This window comes from Sporosarcina sp. OR05 (genome assembly GCF_041414805.1).
GTDB classification, from domain to species: domain Bacteria; phylum Bacillota; class Bacilli; order Bacillales_A; family Planococcaceae; genus Sporosarcina; species Sporosarcina saromensis.
This window is the reverse complement of the sequence record NZ_JANKJL010000001.1, coordinates 256,611-271,679: the sequence shown is the minus strand read 5'-3', so window position 1 is coordinate 271,679 and position 15,069 is coordinate 256,611. Positions and strand designations below refer to the sequence as shown.

Genomic DNA, 15,069 nt, shown 5'->3' with positions numbered 1-15,069 from the left:
TATGGGAATAGTTTAGAAAAATTCCTTTTTATCAGGCATGTTGATTAACCGTTTTTTTAAAAGTATATTTTTTGACCCGTTGGCTTGCGTTCCGGCGCACGCTTTCCGCGGGGCACGGGTGAGCCAATCGAACAACGAAGAGTTCGATTTGCCGTATTTCTGCGTACTTTGCGGAAATTAAGGCATCCTTGCTCCCAACGCTACACTTTTGCTCGCAAAAGCCGTTCTACGTAACGGCTTTCCCTGCGGGGTCTCACCATTCGTGCTATTCCCCCGCAGGAGTCGGCGCCTGCACTCCAGCCACCTAGTTTATGACGACAACTTATTTTCCTCTCACTTTAATACCACAATCTGGTTAATCAACAAATCTGCTTTTTTATATCACAAGCATTTGTTATCCCCATTGTCTTTTCTTTCTGAAATCTCATTCTATTATAGGTAAAATCTTAAAATTTTTCAATAGGTTTACTCTAAGTCTTTTAAATCTCCTTTCATAATCGTTGCTAGTAGCCACCAGATAAAATCACGAATTTTCAAAGTTACGATAAAAACCATTCGACTGACGAACTTTTTTCCAATAGTATTAAACATAGTGGTTGCTATTTCTACGGTTGAAGGAGTTGGCATACGTTGGATTTACTCTTTATTATCTTCCCGGTCTTTTTCATATTCTTGATTGGGTATATTGGACAAAAGCTAATAGGTTTTGACATTAAATCGATTTCAATGACCGCTTTGTACTTAATGTCACCATTTTTAGCATTCCGCACGTTTTACGGCAATCCGTTAACTTGGAATTATATGTACATAATCGTTTTTAGCTTATTATTATCTATCGCTTTGTTCATTGTTGTATGGAGTACAGCAAAATTGATGAAGGCAACGCGTTCTGAAAGATCCGCAATGATTTTAGGCTCGGTATTTATGAACAGCGGCAATTATGGTGCACCTGTTGTTTTATTCGCACTCGGTAAAATTGGTTTCGACTATGCTGTCATCATGATGGTTTTTCAATCTCTGCTAATGAACTCTTTCGGCATTTTCTTTGCATCGATTGGAGCAAGCGAACGGGCTACTTGGCAAGACGCCTTGCAGCGTGTAATTCGGATGCCACTCATATATGCAGCACTTCTTGGCATTATCCTGCAATTACTTGCTGTTGAACTGCCTTCTACGTTGATGGAAGGGGTTAGTTTAATAGCTGATGCGTCGATTCCAACGGTCATGTTAGTGCTTGGTATGCAATTGGCCGCAATGGTTAGAAAAAAAGTGAAGTATCAATATGTAACAGCAGTGACAATCATTCGCATGTTCGTATCTCCAGCAATTGCAGCTGTTATATTGTTATTTTTACCGGTTGATGATGTACTTCGAGCAGTTCTGATCATTCAAGCTTCTATGCCTGCAGCAGCCAACACAACAATGTTTGCATTACAATTCGGCACTGAACCTGATTTAGTTTCTTTTACGACGTTTGTCACGACAATAATTAGCATATTGACGATTCCGGTCATACTGCTACTCGTTGGTGTTTGATTTGTGTTCTGTGGGTTTATGCGGCGTTTGGAGGAAGTATGCTGCGTTCTGAACGTTTATGCGGCGTTTGGAGGAAGTATGCCGCGTTCAACAGAATTTTGCTGCGTTGTAAAGAGCTATTTATTTTAATCATAGCTTGCAAGAAACGTTAATCAATTGAAGGAATTAATCTGTTCAATGAATCTTTAGCTTCAGAAATAGGATTGTTGGAACGCGGGAAACATCGAGTTTAGGGATAGCATAGACGCGCCAAATTGGTTTTGACCAATCAGGCTTTTGAGCTTTATGGATAGATTCAACTATAAGGTTACATTAGAGAAGGCTATTAAACGACTTTAGAACAAAATAAAGCTATAGAACTTGTCTCAGATTCTTCTTTTTTTAAAATGCCTTTTGCATGGAATGTAAAGAAACGATAGAGAGAAGATCTTCCTCACTTATTTTATAAGAGAAGGGCTGTCACAGAAAATCAGTGTTCAATGATTTTCCGGACAGCCCTTCTCGCTATTTTTAATTAAGAGGCAACTGCCACTTTGTTTTTGTTATTTTTATCTTTCGTCTTGAGCTGGATTGCTAGTAGAAGTGCAAACATGCCTAGTCCCACAACATCCGTAATCGTTTCTGGGAAAATGAGGAGCAATCCTGTCGCAACGATGATAATCCGTTCAATCCAATAACATTTTCGATACCAATAGCCGATCATTCCAGCACCAATCGCGATCATCCCGACAATTGCTGTGAAAGTGACCCATACAATTTCAAGCAATGAAGCATCAATCATTAACAAGGCCGGATTGAAGACAAACATGTATGGAATGATAAACGCCGCAATGGCCAGTTTTGCTGAATTGACACCTGTTTTTATCGGATCGCCTCCAGAAATTCCGGATGCCGCAAATGCAGCCAATGCAACCGGAGGTGTAATATCTGCAATAATTCCAAAATAGAACACGAACAAATGAGCAGAAATGGCGATGACGACAGGCACCGTCGTATCGGCACCCATTTCTCCACCCATTAGTAATAAGATAATCGCTGGCGCTGCTATCGTAGACGTAATGACATAGTTAGCAGTTGTCGGCGATCCCATTCCTAGTACAATTGCTGCCAACATCGTGAATATGAGTGTCAATAGAATATTCCCACCAGCTGCTGACACGAGACCGTTCGCTAAACTTAAGCCTAATCCAGTCTTTACGACTACACCGACGATGATCCCTGCGCAAGCTGTTGCAGCAGCAACTGCGAGAGCTGTACGTGCACCATCTACTAGCGCTTCAATAATATCTTTAAATCCAAGTCTCGTTGCTTTATCAAAGAAACTCACGACAATTGTTAAAACGATTCCGTATAGTGCAGCTTTCATCGTTGGTACGCCTAATAGGAGGAACACAATGATCCCGACTATCGGCAATAACAGATAAATCTTCTTTAAGGTCGCCTTTCTGTCTGGCATCTCTTCAGGAGACATTCCTTGTAAGCCAACACGTTTTGCTTCGAAATGCGTCATAATCCATATTCCTGTAAAGTAGAGTAACGCTGGGATTGCAGCCGCTTTGGCAATCTCCCAATAAGTTACCCCACCAATAAACTCAACCATTAGGAAGGCTGCAGCTCCCATAATCGGCGGCATGATTTGGCCACCTGTAGAAGCAGCTGCCTCTACCCCTCCAGCGAATTCTTTTCGATACCCTAACTTTTTCATCATTGGAATCGTATACGAACCGGAACCTACGACGTTCGCAACGGAACTTCCTGAAATAGTCCCTTGCAAAGCACTTGAGAATATCGCAACTTTTGCAGGTCCACCTGTCAAACGCCCGGCAAGGACAACTGCTAAGTCATTGAAATAATTCCCGACGCCTGTTTTAACGAGAAACGCACCAAAGAGTAAGAACACAAAGATGAACGTTGCAGATACACTGATCGGCGTACCTAAAATACCATCTGTCGTAAAGAATAGAAGTTGGACCAATGATTCTAAATCTTGTCCCCTATGTGCTAAGAAACCTGGGAAATGGCGACCAAAGAATGCATAAATTATAAAGACGACTGAGATAATCGTGATTGGTAATCCAACAGCTCTTCTTGCCGCTTCAAGTGTGAGTAGAATAGCAACGATACCAATGAACATATCCATTTCAGATACGCGACCGACACGGTATACTAAATCATTGTAAAATAATGGCCAATAGAGACCGACCGCGACCGCCAATAGCGCTAAGAGTATGTCATAAAAAGGAACTTTGTTTCGTTTCACACCAGGTTTTTTTACCGCGGGAAATAGCAAGAAAATTAATGACAATGCAAAACCTAAATGGACTGAACGTTGGATATACGCAGTAAATTGCGTTCCGATGGATGTGTATAATTGAAACAGTGAAAATGCAAGCAATCCTGCAAATACAATGATCTTGAAGAAACCCGTTAAGTTTCTTGTATTGGACTCAGGATCATATTTTTGTAGTAATTCTAACTGTTGTTCTTCAGTTAACGTATCATGTGATGAAATGTCGGTCTCCTGTTGGGATGGGTTCCGCTTTTTATTGTTCGCCATTCATCTGAACTCCTTTCATCTTCTGGTACCAAGATAGGCGTTGCACACAAAATTTGTACGACTCCCCCCGTGCCAAATAGTTTTTCAAGTTGATTTCCTTATCACGATACTTAAATGCCAAATCAGCATCTACATCACCTACAAAAAGAACAAACGACTGGATACGGTTATCGTCGTAAGAAAGCGTATATACGCCATCTTCGATAACCAACGTTTCACCTTCTTCAGCATAACCCGGTAAACCGATACCGACATCTTCATATTGCATGGACAGGAACTGAAGTTTATCTGTTTCTGTGACTTGATAACTTTCAATGACATCTGTCAAAAAAATGGAGTGAACATACCGGATTTGAAAATTCCTATCATTCTCCAGTTCTACATAATACGTCTTTGGATGATCAGATCGATAGTCCGTAAAGGTGAACGACTTATGTATGGGTAAGAAAATAGAAACGAGGCTGGTAAGCAGAATAAGAAGTAGAATGGGCAGCCATACACTCTTTTGCATCATCTCCCCATCCGCCTTTCTCACTTGCAATGAAGAATGGGACGGCTGAAGCTAATTGCTTCACCGCCCCGCGCTACTTGCAGTTTGTCAATACTTACTTATTTTTCATCAAAGTACTTCTGAGCACCTGGATGAACAGGAATGCCAATACCATCAAGTCCTGTTTCTTTCTTGATCAATGCACCTTTTGGATGCGTCAATTTAGACGTGTTGTCATAAATTGCTTTTGTAATTTCATACGCCAAGTCTTCTGGTACGTCATTTTGAATGACTAGCATTGCACCAACAGATACTGTCGGTGTATCTTCAGCAATTCCGTACGTTCCAGCTGGAATGACTTCTTTCGCGTAATATTGATATTTTTCGATTAGCGCATCTGCTTTATCATCCGCAACAGGGACAATGAAAACTTTTGCAACAGCATTCAAGCTTTCAACCGCTCCTGTTGGTGTACCTGCTGTGATGAATGCTGCATCGATTTGGCCAGATTGTAAACTTTCTTGAGACTCACCGAAGTCTAAGTCTTGTTTTTCGATATCATCCATAGACAAACCGTGGATTTCAAGAAGTTGCTCTGCGTTCGCATACGTTCCTGAACCTGGTGCACCTACAGAAACTTTCTTACCTTTTAAATCTTCAAATGACTTAATGCCTGACTTCTCCGTAGTAACCAATTGAACAGTTTCCGGATAAAGTGCACCAATAGCAGATACTTGGTCAACCACTTCTCCGTCGAACATCATTTCACCTTTAGAGGCATAGTACGCGATGTCTGTTTGTACGAAAGCGATTTCAGCTTTTCCATCTTTTAATGCTGTCATGTTAGCAGCTGATGCTTGTGAAACTTCAGCAGTCGTTTTTACACCTGTTTCAGATGAGATGATATCAGCTAGTGCGCCACCTAACGCATAGTACGTACCTTGTGTTCCACCCGTCAATAAAGACAGATAATCATAGTCTTCTTTTGTTTTGGCCCCACTTGCATCATCTTTGCCACCACATGCTGAAAGAACAAGCAATGCAAACATTGAGATAATTGCAAGTATACGCATACCTTTTTTATTCATACAATCTCTCTCCCCTTTTGTAGAGTACTAGTTTCTAACTCCCAACTATTCTACCATGAGTATATAATCACTTGTCAATCTTTCTATGGAATACTCAGTAATTTGCAACCGATTTCATTATGACTAAAAAAAGAAGAAGTATCATTACTGCCTACTTCTTCTTTCCGTTTCTCACTCATTCGGCGAAGGTTTGTCTTTTTGCGCATTCGCTTCCAAGTATGTTATGCCTGCTTCGTCTAAATCACGTTTACGGTGTGCAAGTCGAGATGCTGCACACGATGCGACACTCGCAATTAAGTCATCTAAAAATGTATGAACACCGTTCCCTTTTTTGGTGTCTAGATCATTTATAATGCCGATTTTGTTTTTATCCAAATGGCCGAATGTCGTTACAGCGATGGAACCATATGTAAAAACGGCTCCTAAAGCAATCGTTTCATCCACTCCGAACAGTCCTTCATCTGAAACAACAATTTGTTGCAATGGAGCTGAAAGTTTTCCCTGTTCGGCTAATTCATCGAGTTCAATGCCCACAAGAATTGCATGTTGCAGTTCACGTTTCCTTAACACGCGCTCTACCGAGTCCACACATTCATCCAATTCCAATCCCTCATGATAAGGGACTTGCATTTCATAAACAATTTTAGCGATGTCTTCTAATGTCACGCCTCTTCGGAACAATGCTTCTTTTGTTGCTGTTGTAACGACATCGGAATGGACAATATTTTTACCAGTAAACATAACGTAATTCCTCCTTCGATGATCTTTCGATTTATCAACTATAGTATGACAAAAATCTTTACATTGTACGTTCATTCTAACGTACCGTCCACTTCATTCAACTCGTTGCCCATACAAAAGGTGTATAGCCTGTCCAAGCATTATACCTGTTCACTCCCTTATGGTACAATCTTCGTACACACTCAACTAGGAGGGAACCGACAATGAAATACGGCAAAATTGAAGAAGTGAATTTTTATAGCAATGCGCTGAATGAGGACATGCAACTGCTCATTCATTTACCACAACAATACTCTCCACTATATAAATACTCCGTGTTGTTTGCTTCAGACGGAAAAGACTATTTTCAATACGGAAGGATCGGCCGTGTGGTGGATGAGCTCGTTCATGATGGCGAAATTGGGAATATGATTGTTGTTGGCATTCCTTATAAAAGTGTATCCGAACGGCGGAGAATGTATCACCCGGACGGGGATCGACACGAAAATTATATTCGTTTTTTAGCGCATGAACTGGTTCCTTATATCGATGAACACTATCCGACGTATCAAATTGGGGCGGGGAGAGGCTTAATAGGAGATTCACTGGCAGCAACTATTTCTTTGCTGACCGCTTTAAAATATCCGAATTGCTTTGGGAAAGTAATTCTTCATTCTCCATTTGTAAATGATAGTGTATTGGAAAAAGTCGAAGCACACAAGGATGTGTCTACATTTTCCATATACCATGTCATCGGAAAAGACGAAACAGAAGTGAAGACAACAGAGGATGGAGTTCAAGATTTCCTTACACCGAATCAACAATTGAACACCCTTATTAAGAAAAAAGGGTTTTCGTACTTCTATGAAGAGTTCGATGGAGACCATACGTGGAAGCATTGGCAAAAGGATGTTCGTCGTTCAATTCAGCATTCATTTCAAGATGAATGATGTCAATGAGGACAAATTGTTATACATTCTGCTATAATTAGCAATATGATGTATGTTTTAAACATTCCAAGAGGAGGTCATTTAGTATGAAATATGGTATCGTAGCATTCCCATCCAAGAAACTTCAAGACGTAGCAAATGGGTATCGAAAACGGTATGACCCACATTATGCGCTAATTACGCCACACATGACAGTCAAAGGCGTTTTCGAAGCAGATGATAAAGAAATAGAACATGTTGCAAAAGCAATCCGTGAAGTTGCGAATAAAAACAAACCATTTGAACTGAACGTTTCAAAAGTGAGCACATTCGCTCCTATTACCAATACCATTTTCTTTAAAGTGACAGAGAATGATGAGTTACTTGCACTCCACAAAGACCTAAACGAAGATTTCTTCGGTAATGCACCGGAATATTCTTTTGTTCCACATATTACAATTGCACAAAAGCTCAGTTCAGGTGAACATGACGATATTATCGGCCAATTGAAGATGGTTGGAGTTGACCATACGGAAATTATTGACCGCATTCACCTTCTCTATCAACTTGAAGATGGATCGTGGACTGTATACGAAACGTTTCGTCTTGACGAGGAAAACTGAAATTGATAGATGTTAAAATTGCCCGCTCAGATAGAGAGCGGGATGATGCTTTTTATGTGCGTAAAAAAGTTTTCGTGGATGAACAAGGTGTTCCTATTACATTAGAAATAGATGAATATGATCAGACAGCCAATCATTTTATTGTATACATTGATGAGAATCCGATTGGAGCAGGTCGTATTCGTGAAATTAACAAAGGGATTGCAAAAGTGGAGCGTGTTTGTATTTTACAAGAATTTCGCGGAAAACACTTAGGTTCTTTGATCATGGAAGAACTCGAGAAGTACGCGCGTTCTGAAAACATGACGAAAATTGTGCTTAATGCGCAATCTTATGCAGTGCCATTCTATGAGAAACTTGGGTATGTCGTCACATCTCCAGAATTCATGGATGCTGATATCCCACATCGGGCAATGGAGAAAGAAATTAACTAGTACAGAAAAGAGCAGATTTGATAACCGGGTGGCCGGTTTTCAAATCTGCTCTCTTTTTCATCATCTGTGCAGCTAAGTCATTATTTTCTGCGGTCATTTACACATATGCATTCACCGCAAGACCTTTCCCAACAACATAGGCAATTTCGGGAGACAAGTTTGTCGGGTCTGGGTAAATAAATCCTTTCATTGCAGGAGGGTGATTACTTGCTGAAGACGGATTTTCATTCTCGTCCATTAACCTCTCCTGTTCTTGCAATAACGTATCATTGAACTTTCCTAACTGTTCTGGATCCAGCTTCACTTTTTCGACTCGATTAATATAAGCAAAATTAGTCCGCCCGGCATTCATGCGATTCGCATACATTTCAGATTGAATTGGTTGAAATGGTAAAATGTAACCCATACCCACACCTCTTTTCAAACGTTTTACTTCTTATTCCCCGTTCTCTACACTATGAAACATTTTTTGAATAAAGAATTAATTTACTGTAGATAAAGTAAAAAGTAAAAAAACAGAGAGGCTCGCTCTCTGTTTTTTTACGGACGAAAGGCAGCTCCTCGGGTCACTTCAGTCTATGGAAATGGTGCAAAGAGCTCACCATTGTCCTTAGCCTTCCGACGTACACGACGTACTAGTGTCGACGTTGCCACAGGACGTGGCGCACTTAGTCGACCAGTGCCTGTCGGAGCTAAACGCCTTTCTTCGCTTTAGGTTACATCCAGCTGCAGGCGTCAGCCCCTCGAGTCGCTTCGGTCTTGAGATAAAGGCAAAGGGCGCCTTTATTTCAAGACCTCCGACGGACACGATGTACTAGTGTCGACGTTGCCACAGGACGTGGCGTACTTAGTCGACCAGCGCATGTCGGGGCTAAACGACGCCTTCCGCTTTTGGTTACATCCAGCTACGAAAGGCAGCCGCTCGGGTCGCTTCAGGCTATGGAAATGGTGCAAAGAGCGCACCATTGTCCTTAGCCTTCCGACGTACACGACGTACTAGTGTCGACGTTGCCACAGGACGTGGCGCACTTAGTCGACCAGCGCCTGTCGCGGCTAAACGCCTTTCTTCGCTTTTGGTTACATCCAGCTACAGGCGTCAGCCCCTCGGGTCACTTCAGAAATGAAAGTAAAGGCAAAGAGCGCCTTTATTTCATTTCTTCCAGTGCCTGTCGGAGCTAAACGCCTTTCTTCGCTTTTGGTTACATCCAGCTGCAGGCGTCAGCCCCTCGGGTCACTTCAGACATGAAGCTAAAGGCAAAGGACGCCTTTACTTCATGTCTTCCAGTGCCTGTCGGGGCTAGACGACGCCTTCCGCTTTTGATTAGTTCCCCATCATTTTTTGGATGTCGTTGATGTTGACGGAACTGCCGTTTTTGACGATTGATTTGACGAGTTCGTCTTCCATGTGTTGGGGGACGTTTTTCTTTGCGAGTTTTCCTACCTTCTGAACGATTTTACGGACTTGCCGTTCGTCGTTGAAGTTTGCGTGTTGGATTGCGTTCGCTAGTGCGAATACCTCTTCCATTGGCACACCCGTTTTGGATTCAATCTTCTTGAAAAAAGAATCATTCATATTGTCTATCCTCCCCCTTAGCAAAAGGTCGCTCCCACAATGATCAGCAAGATGAAGAGAACTACAATTAGAACGAATGTGGAACCGCCGTATGAGCCTTTTCCGTAACCGCCATATCCTCCGTAGCCGTAAGGATTGCATCCACCGTACATAAAAATCCCTCCTTCCCTTCCATCTATCGTATGCAGATAGTGGAGAGAAAGAGGGGGCGTTCGCACAGATTATTTTAGACATTGCCTTTTGGTTTGAAAATGAAGGATGCGATGAACGCGAATAGGATGGCAGAACTGATTCCAGAGCTCGTCACTTCGAACATCCCTGTTAACACACCAATTAGTCCATGTTTTTCAGCTTCCTCTAATGCCCCATGTGTTAATGCATTCCCAAAAGAAGTAATGGGAATGGTTGCACCGGTGCCGGCAAAGTCAATAAGCGGCTCGTATAAGCCAAAACCGTCTAAAACGGAGCCAATTACGACTAATGTGCATAGCGTATGTGCCGGAGTCATCTTGAATACATCAAACATGATTTGACCAATGACGCAAATGAGTCCACCTACTATGAACGCAGTTATATAAATTGAAAACAAATGAACCACTCATTTCATCGTTATTTCGACTGCATGTGCAACACAAGGAATCGTATCGCCTTGCTGGAAGGTCAATGGGGACAATAACGCACCTGTCGCTATGAGCAACACACGCTTATACTCTTTTTTCACGAGCTTGTTATAAACCTCGGATAAATAAACAGCAGCCGAACACCCTGCACCACTGGCTCCTGACATAAAATCAGGATTATTTCCATAAAACTCCATGCCTGCATCACTGAAATTATCGAACTTCGTAATTCCTTGATTGCCAGCAAGTTTTTGAAAGATCGCAAATCCATTCTTTCCTAAATCCCCTGTCATGATCAAATCATAATCTGTGGAAGAAGTTTGATGTCCATCAAAATGGCGCTTTAATGTGTCTGCAGCTGCCGGCGCCATTGCGGCTCCCATATTCAAAGGGTCGGTCATGCCCATATCAATTGCTTTGCCAATTGTTCCACATTCAATAGAAGGAAAACCATTTTCATGTGGAGTGACGGCGGCCATACCCGCTGCAGTAACGGTCCATTGTGCGGTATCCGCCTTTTGTGCTCCATATTCAATCGGATAACGGAATTGCCTTTCAATCGCGTTATGTTGACTAGCAGAACCGGCGATTGCAAGTTTTGACATACCAGCTTCCGTTAAAAGTGCACCCATTAGTAATGAAGAAACAGAAGTTGCACATGCTGAGAATAACCCGATATATGGAATACCAAGCGTGGTCGCCCCGAAATTTGATGGTGTCATTTGATTCACTAAATCACCAATTAATAAATAATCGGCTTGGCTCGGCACTTTCTCAAGTTTACTTAGTGCAATCATACAAGCATCTTCGACTAACTTTGCATGGCCTTGTTCATTCGTTTTCATCTCACAACGTTCATCTTCGTACATTTTGTCAAATTGATGAGAAAATGGACTTTTCTTTTCAAGTGGACCGGCTGTTACACCTGTCGCTACAATGGAAGGTTTTGAAGAGAATGTCAGCAAGCCTTTCACCATGAAACGACTCCTAACTTCACGAGTATCGTTTTAACAAGTGCAACTAAAAATGCCGAGAACACGCCGAATAGAATGACTGAACCAGCCAATTTAAACATGTTTCCGCCAACGCCGAGTACGAACCCTTCAGACTTGTGTTCAATTGCCGCTGAAACGACGGCATTTCCGAAACCTGTTATCGGAACAGCCCCACCCGCTCCACCAAACTGTCCAATTTTTTTATAAACACCGAATCCTGTCAATAGCATTGAAATGAAAATCATTGTTGCGACTGTCGGATTGCTTGCTGTCCGCTCAGTGAAATTAAAAAATAGCATATAAAAAACAGCAATGAATTGGGCGATTAGACAGATAAAACCACCTGTTAAGAATGCTTTAATACAATTTTTCAATAGAGGTTTCTTCGGTGTAATACTTTGCTCGATTTTTGCGTACTTCTGCTTGTCCATTATGTCTGTTCCTCCGCTAAGGCAATAAGTTCGTGGATTTCTTCGAGTACATCAATTTGCTCTTTATTCAGAATTAGTTTCGTCGTTTCTGTCAAGATCTTACTATCTGCTGACACGAAAACAGACAACTCCGGATACTTTTCCTGCAATTCCTTTTCTATTGCCGAGGCAATTTTCCGCTTATTGAACCTGGAAAATGTTTTGACGCGGATGCCGACAAGTAAATGATCTTCATGAAAAAGGACAGCAGCTCCTTTCACACGGGACTCGTCTTTAATTACTTGTTCAGCTGTACTTGAATTTTCTTCCGTCCCGTTCTCAACTCTAAATTCATTCGGTATACACCCGGACAACAATAACACGAGACACAGAATGGGTAGTAGTTGACGAATCGTCATCAGCCCCTTTTTTTAACAGTATGGACTGTGCATTTGTTTTTATGCATAGTCGTGATGTTTGCCCTAGCCCTACATGAACAGGTGCATAAAGTATAAGGAGTTGAGAAAAGGAGGTGGAATGAATGGGATGTGGAAGAAATGATGACGTCGGAAATGTACGGCACCACGACAGTTGTATTTGTGAAGTGGTCCGTGCCATTAAGCGCGTGCAGGATATCAGAGATGATTTCGACTGCGACGATTGCAAAACTGACTGTTTCCTGACTCCGCTCGGTAGCCTTGTAAGTCCTACAAGACAACGTGCAAATACACGTGTTTTCATGTTGTTGGATGAAAAAGGTAATCCATTCAAAGCATTGTTCAAGAGAAATAGAAGGTTCGCTGAAACAGAAGACACAACGACCTCCGAACAAGGTCGTAGAGAGTGTGCTACATGTTTCTCAATCTTCTTCAGAGTGCAAAAGATTTTTGATAACTGCTGTGCTACATTACAAGTTCTTGAACCTCGCGACGCTAGAGGTAGAAAAGTTGACTTATTTAAACACGGAAAGTTGGATCTTGACGCAGTATGTGAAGTGGAAAGATTCACAGCGACTGGAACGTGTGTCACTGTAGACTTGAAATGCTTCTGTGGCATTCAATGTGTGAAAGACGTATTTATTGATTGTGACGAAGACTAATCGCAATGCCTGTGGTGCTTATATTGCCTGATCAGTTTACCTGATCAGGCTTTTTCTAATAGGATTGAATAACCTAATACCTTCAGCCTTGTTTATTTTAGTATACGCAAATAAGGAGCTTCTACATTTAGAAGCTCCCTCTGTACATGTTAAATTTTCGTATTGAACGATTGACCTCTCCACAAAATATCCTCAATCTTTTCAATTTCAATTTCTTTTACATCTTGATCGGTTTCAATCCAAAGAACATTCCCTTGTACTCGTTGGATGTCCCCTTTCACCTTTTGGCCTTCGACTACAAATTGTAATGGTTGATACGCCTGTTTTTGAAACGGTCCACTTAAGTAATTGATTTTATTGAGAATACTTATGTTTCCTTCGTCTGTATCTCCTGCTTGTGTCATCGACGGTTGGATTTCAATCGTTTCTTTCACTTCTTCCTCATTCATAAAAAAGACGGAAGTGCTTTCTTCTTCCAGGACTTTCACTTTTACATAGACAGGTGGCCCTTGCACAAATAATAACGGAGCATTCGTGGATATGATAACTCCCCCTTTTTCCGTAGTATATGCGCCTATGTTGGATGAAGTTCTTTTTCGTTTTTATAAACTACTTATGAAAACTGTTGCTAATCCTAAGTAAATGATAATGCTGATGACATCATTCAACGTTGTAATAAAAGGTCCTGAAGCAACTGCAGGGTCGATTTTCATTTTGTGCATAAACAATGGAATGAATGAGCCAGAAATGGTTGCAACGAAAATCGAAACCAAGATCGCTGCACCGACTAATAAAGCAATGATGAATTCATGTTTCCAAATGAAAATGAGTCCGATGACAAAAATTGCACAGACAAGCCCCGTAATTAACCCGGTTCCTGCTTCCCTTAAAAGCAATTTAAACTTACTTTCCTCTTCAACATCTCGTGTCGCAATCCCACGGACTGCAACGGCTAATGCCTGCGTTCCACTATTCCCGGCAGTTCCGGCAATGAGTGGGATGAAAGCAGCAAGTATTGCAACTTGTGAAATCGTATCTGTGAAAAGATCAATTAGATTGGCCGTAAGCATTCCAAGTACGAGTAGGATGATTAACCACGGTATTCTTTTCTTTGCAGCTGATATGGACGTTTTGTCGAAAGAATCCATATTGGAAACGGCCGCGAGTTTGGAGTAGTCATCTGACGCTTCTTCATCAATGACGTCGATAATATCGTCAACGGTAATAATCCCGAGCATATGTTGTTGGAAGTCGACGACAGGTACTGCCAGTAAGTTGTAGTCCTGTGTCGTCCGAGCAACATCTTCTTGATCGGCAGACACGAGTACACTGACAACCCGTTCATTCATAATGTTTTTGATTAATGTATCTTCGTCTGTAATGATCAAGTCACGTAAAGATACGACACCTGTAAGGTGATTATCTTCATCTACAACGAATACGTAATAGATGGTTTCAGCGGATGGTGCTTCATTACGCAAAATCGTCATAGCGGATCGCACAGTTGAATTTTGTGGAACCGACACATATTCAGTCGTCATGATTGAACCAGCCGTGTATTCTTCATAATGGAGAAGGGACTTGATCTGTGTAGCCGCTTCTTTGTTCATTAATGTCAAATAACTGGCGATGTGCGATTTATCTAGCTCTTTCAGGACATCTACCGCGTTGTCAACGAACATATAGGAAATCATGTCTGCAGCATACGTCGTGTCCATCTCCTGAAGGAACTCTTTATACTCTTCTTCATCGATTTCGCTCGTCTCAAAAATCTCTGCCAACTCTTTTGGCGAAAGGAAATAATACATCCTTTTACGATAGTTGGTATCCACTTTTTCATAGAAAACTGCCCGGTCATACGGGTGAAGCATCAAATATTCTTCCCGAAATGATTTGATGTCTTGTTGTTCCAAAGAAGCAATCAGTTTTTCTTCATCGATGACTCTTTCATCGCGTACATCTTCATTTATACTCATGGCTACACCTTCCTTCCAT

Annotated in this window: 18 protein-coding genes; 5 read left to right on the top strand and 13 right to left on the bottom strand. The window is 41.5% G+C overall.

Annotated features, from left to right (window positions below):
* Positions 1 to 630: 630 nt before the first annotated feature.
* The gene (locus NRI27_RS01235; RefSeq protein ID WP_371389225.1) at positions 631 to 1,536 is read left to right on the top strand and encodes an AEC family transporter; all 906 of its coding nucleotides are present in this window, start codon (positions 631 to 633) and stop codon (positions 1,534 to 1,536) included.
* A 514-nt stretch (positions 1,537 to 2,050) separates the two neighbouring features.
* Here the strand turns inward: NRI27_RS01235 and NRI27_RS01230 are convergent.
* The 4 genes from NRI27_RS01230 to NRI27_RS01215 form a co-directional block, all read right to left on the bottom strand.
* The gene (locus NRI27_RS01230; protein WP_371389224.1) at positions 2,051 to 4,093 is read right to left on the bottom strand and encodes a TRAP transporter permease; all 2,043 of its coding nucleotides are present in this window, start codon (positions 4,091 to 4,093) and stop codon (positions 2,051 to 2,053) included.
* Positions 4,080 to 4,607, bottom strand: coding sequence for a DUF1850 domain-containing protein (locus tag NRI27_RS01225; RefSeq protein ID WP_371389223.1), 528 nt, complete (start codon positions 4,605 to 4,607; stop codon positions 4,080 to 4,082). The genes NRI27_RS01230 and NRI27_RS01225 overlap by 14 nt, the downstream gene beginning before the upstream one ends.
* 95 nt (positions 4,608 to 4,702) lie before the next feature.
* Positions 4,703 to 5,671 (bottom strand): TAXI family TRAP transporter solute-binding subunit, encoded by a 969-nt coding sequence (locus NRI27_RS01220; RefSeq protein ID WP_371389222.1) that lies wholly within the window; start codon positions 5,669 to 5,671, stop codon positions 4,703 to 4,705.
* 171 nt (positions 5,672 to 5,842) lie between these two features.
* Positions 5,843 to 6,412, bottom strand: a complete 570-nt coding sequence (locus NRI27_RS01215) for a phosphatidylglycerophosphatase A family protein (RefSeq protein ID WP_317942572.1) — start codon at positions 6,410 to 6,412, stop codon at positions 5,843 to 5,845.
* Positions 6,413 to 6,615: 203 nt separating this feature from the next.
* Between NRI27_RS01215 and NRI27_RS01210 the strand changes: the two genes are divergently transcribed.
* The 3 genes from NRI27_RS01210 to NRI27_RS01200 all read left to right on the top strand — a co-directional run bounded on the left by NRI27_RS01210 (position 6,616) and on the right by NRI27_RS01200 (position 8,377).
* Positions 6,616 to 7,341, top strand: coding sequence for an alpha/beta hydrolase (locus NRI27_RS01210; RefSeq protein WP_371389221.1), 726 nt, complete (start codon positions 6,616 to 6,618; stop codon positions 7,339 to 7,341).
* Between the two features lie 86 nt (positions 7,342 to 7,427).
* Positions 7,428 to 7,943, top strand: coding sequence for a YjcG family protein (locus NRI27_RS01205; protein ID WP_317942570.1), 516 nt, complete (start codon positions 7,428 to 7,430; stop codon positions 7,941 to 7,943).
* A gap of 2 nt (positions 7,944 to 7,945) precedes the next feature.
* Positions 7,946 to 8,377: a GNAT family N-acetyltransferase gene (locus NRI27_RS01200; RefSeq protein ID WP_317942569.1), complete on the top strand. Its 432-nt coding sequence runs from the start codon at positions 7,946 to 7,948 to the stop codon at positions 8,375 to 8,377.
* Positions 8,378 to 8,474: 97 nt separating this feature from the next.
* On the opposite strand, the gene NRI27_RS01195 is transcribed toward NRI27_RS01200, so the two are convergent.
* The 7 genes from NRI27_RS01195 to NRI27_RS01165 all read right to left on the bottom strand — a co-directional run bounded on the left by NRI27_RS01195 (position 8,475) and on the right by NRI27_RS01165 (position 12,394).
* The gene (locus NRI27_RS01195; RefSeq protein ID WP_371389220.1) at positions 8,475 to 8,783 is read right to left on the bottom strand and encodes a hypothetical protein; all 309 of its coding nucleotides are present in this window, start codon (positions 8,781 to 8,783) and stop codon (positions 8,475 to 8,477) included.
* A gap of 915 nt (positions 8,784 to 9,698) precedes the next feature.
* Positions 9,699 to 9,950 (bottom strand): stage VI sporulation protein F, encoded by a 252-nt coding sequence (locus tag NRI27_RS01190; protein WP_317942567.1) that lies wholly within the window; start codon positions 9,948 to 9,950, stop codon positions 9,699 to 9,701.
* A 17-nt stretch (positions 9,951 to 9,967) separates the two neighbouring features.
* Positions 9,968 to 10,102: a YjcZ family sporulation protein gene (locus NRI27_RS01185; RefSeq protein ID WP_317942566.1), complete on the bottom strand. Its 135-nt coding sequence runs from the start codon at positions 10,100 to 10,102 to the stop codon at positions 9,968 to 9,970.
* A gap of 74 nt (positions 10,103 to 10,176) precedes the next feature.
* Positions 10,177 to 10,539 (bottom strand): stage V sporulation protein AE, encoded by a 363-nt coding sequence (gene spoVAE / locus NRI27_RS01180; protein ID WP_317942565.1) that lies wholly within the window; start codon positions 10,537 to 10,539, stop codon positions 10,177 to 10,179.
* Between the two features lie 9 nt (positions 10,540 to 10,548).
* Positions 10,549 to 11,547 carry a stage V sporulation protein AD gene (locus NRI27_RS01175; RefSeq protein ID WP_371389219.1) on the bottom strand — a complete coding sequence of 333 codons (999 nt, stop codon included), beginning with the start codon at positions 11,545 to 11,547 and terminating at the stop codon, positions 10,549 to 10,551.
* Positions 11,541 to 11,996: a stage V sporulation protein AC gene (gene spoVAC, locus NRI27_RS01170; RefSeq protein WP_317942563.1), complete on the bottom strand. Its 456-nt coding sequence runs from the start codon at positions 11,994 to 11,996 to the stop codon at positions 11,541 to 11,543. The genes NRI27_RS01175 and spoVAC overlap by 7 nt, the downstream gene beginning before the upstream one ends.
* Entirely contained in the window at positions 11,996 to 12,394 is a 399-nt protein-coding gene (locus NRI27_RS01165) for a hypothetical protein (protein WP_371389218.1), read from the bottom strand. Before NRI27_RS01165 ends, spoVAC begins: the two co-directional genes overlap by 1 nt.
* Before the next feature lie 122 nt (positions 12,395 to 12,516).
* Between NRI27_RS01165 and NRI27_RS01160 the strand changes: the two genes are divergently transcribed.
* A complete protein-coding gene (locus tag NRI27_RS01160) occupies positions 12,517 to 13,074 on the top strand; it encodes a CotY/CotZ family spore coat protein (protein WP_317942561.1) in 558 nt (185 codons plus the stop codon).
* Positions 13,075 to 13,223: 149 nt separating this feature from the next.
* On the opposite strand, the gene NRI27_RS01155 is transcribed toward NRI27_RS01160, so the two are convergent.
* Positions 13,224 to 13,508 (bottom strand): hypothetical protein, encoded by a 285-nt coding sequence (locus NRI27_RS01155; protein WP_371389217.1) that lies wholly within the window; start codon positions 13,506 to 13,508, stop codon positions 13,224 to 13,226.
* A gap of 168 nt (positions 13,509 to 13,676) precedes the next feature.
* Positions 13,677 to 15,050, bottom strand: coding sequence for a magnesium transporter (mgtE, locus tag NRI27_RS01150; protein ID WP_317942622.1), 1,374 nt, complete (start codon positions 15,048 to 15,050; stop codon positions 13,677 to 13,679).
* Positions 15,051 to 15,069 lie beyond the last annotated feature (19 nt).

Coding starts and splice junctions, on each gene's coding strand:
- NRI27_RS01230 (WP_371389224.1), bottom strand. CDS start 4,093: ATGGCGAACAATAAAAAGCGGAACCCATCCCAACAGGAGACCGACATT.
- NRI27_RS01225 (WP_371389223.1), bottom strand. CDS start 4,607: ATGATGCAAAAGAGTGTATGGCTGCCCATTCTACTTCTTATTCTGCTT.
- NRI27_RS01220 (WP_371389222.1), bottom strand. CDS start 5,671: ATGAATAAAAAAGGTATGCGTATACTTGCAATTATCTCAATGTTTGCA.
- NRI27_RS01215 (WP_317942572.1), bottom strand. CDS start 6,412: ATGTTTACTGGTAAAAATATTGTCCATTCCGATGTCGTTACAACAGCA.
- NRI27_RS01210 (WP_371389221.1), top strand. CDS start 6,616: ATGAAATACGGCAAAATTGAAGAAGTGAATTTTTATAGCAATGCGCTG.
- NRI27_RS01205 (WP_317942570.1), top strand. CDS start 7,428: ATGAAATATGGTATCGTAGCATTCCCATCCAAGAAACTTCAAGACGTA.
- NRI27_RS01195 (WP_371389220.1), bottom strand. CDS start 8,783: ATGGGTTACATTTTACCATTTCAACCAATTCAATCTGAAATGTATGCG.
- NRI27_RS01190 (WP_317942567.1), bottom strand. CDS start 9,950: ATGAATGATTCTTTTTTCAAGAAGATTGAATCCAAAACGGGTGTGCCA.
- NRI27_RS01185 (WP_317942566.1), bottom strand. CDS start 10,102: ATGTACGGTGGATGCAATCCTTACGGCTACGGAGGATATGGCGGTTAC.
- NRI27_RS01175 (WP_371389219.1), bottom strand. CDS start 11,547: ATGGTGAAAGGCTTGCTGACATTCTCTTCAAAACCTTCCATTGTAGCG.
- spoVAC (WP_317942563.1), bottom strand. CDS start 11,996: ATGGACAAGCAGAAGTACGCAAAAATCGAGCAAAGTATTACACCGAAG.
- NRI27_RS01165 (WP_371389218.1), bottom strand. CDS start 12,394: ATGACGATTCGTCAACTACTACCCATTCTGTGTCTCGTGTTATTGTTG.
- NRI27_RS01160 (WP_317942561.1), top strand. CDS start 12,517: ATGGGATGTGGAAGAAATGATGACGTCGGAAATGTACGGCACCACGAC.
- mgtE (WP_317942622.1), bottom strand. CDS start 15,050: ATGAGTATAAATGAAGATGTACGCGATGAAAGAGTCATCGATGAAGAA.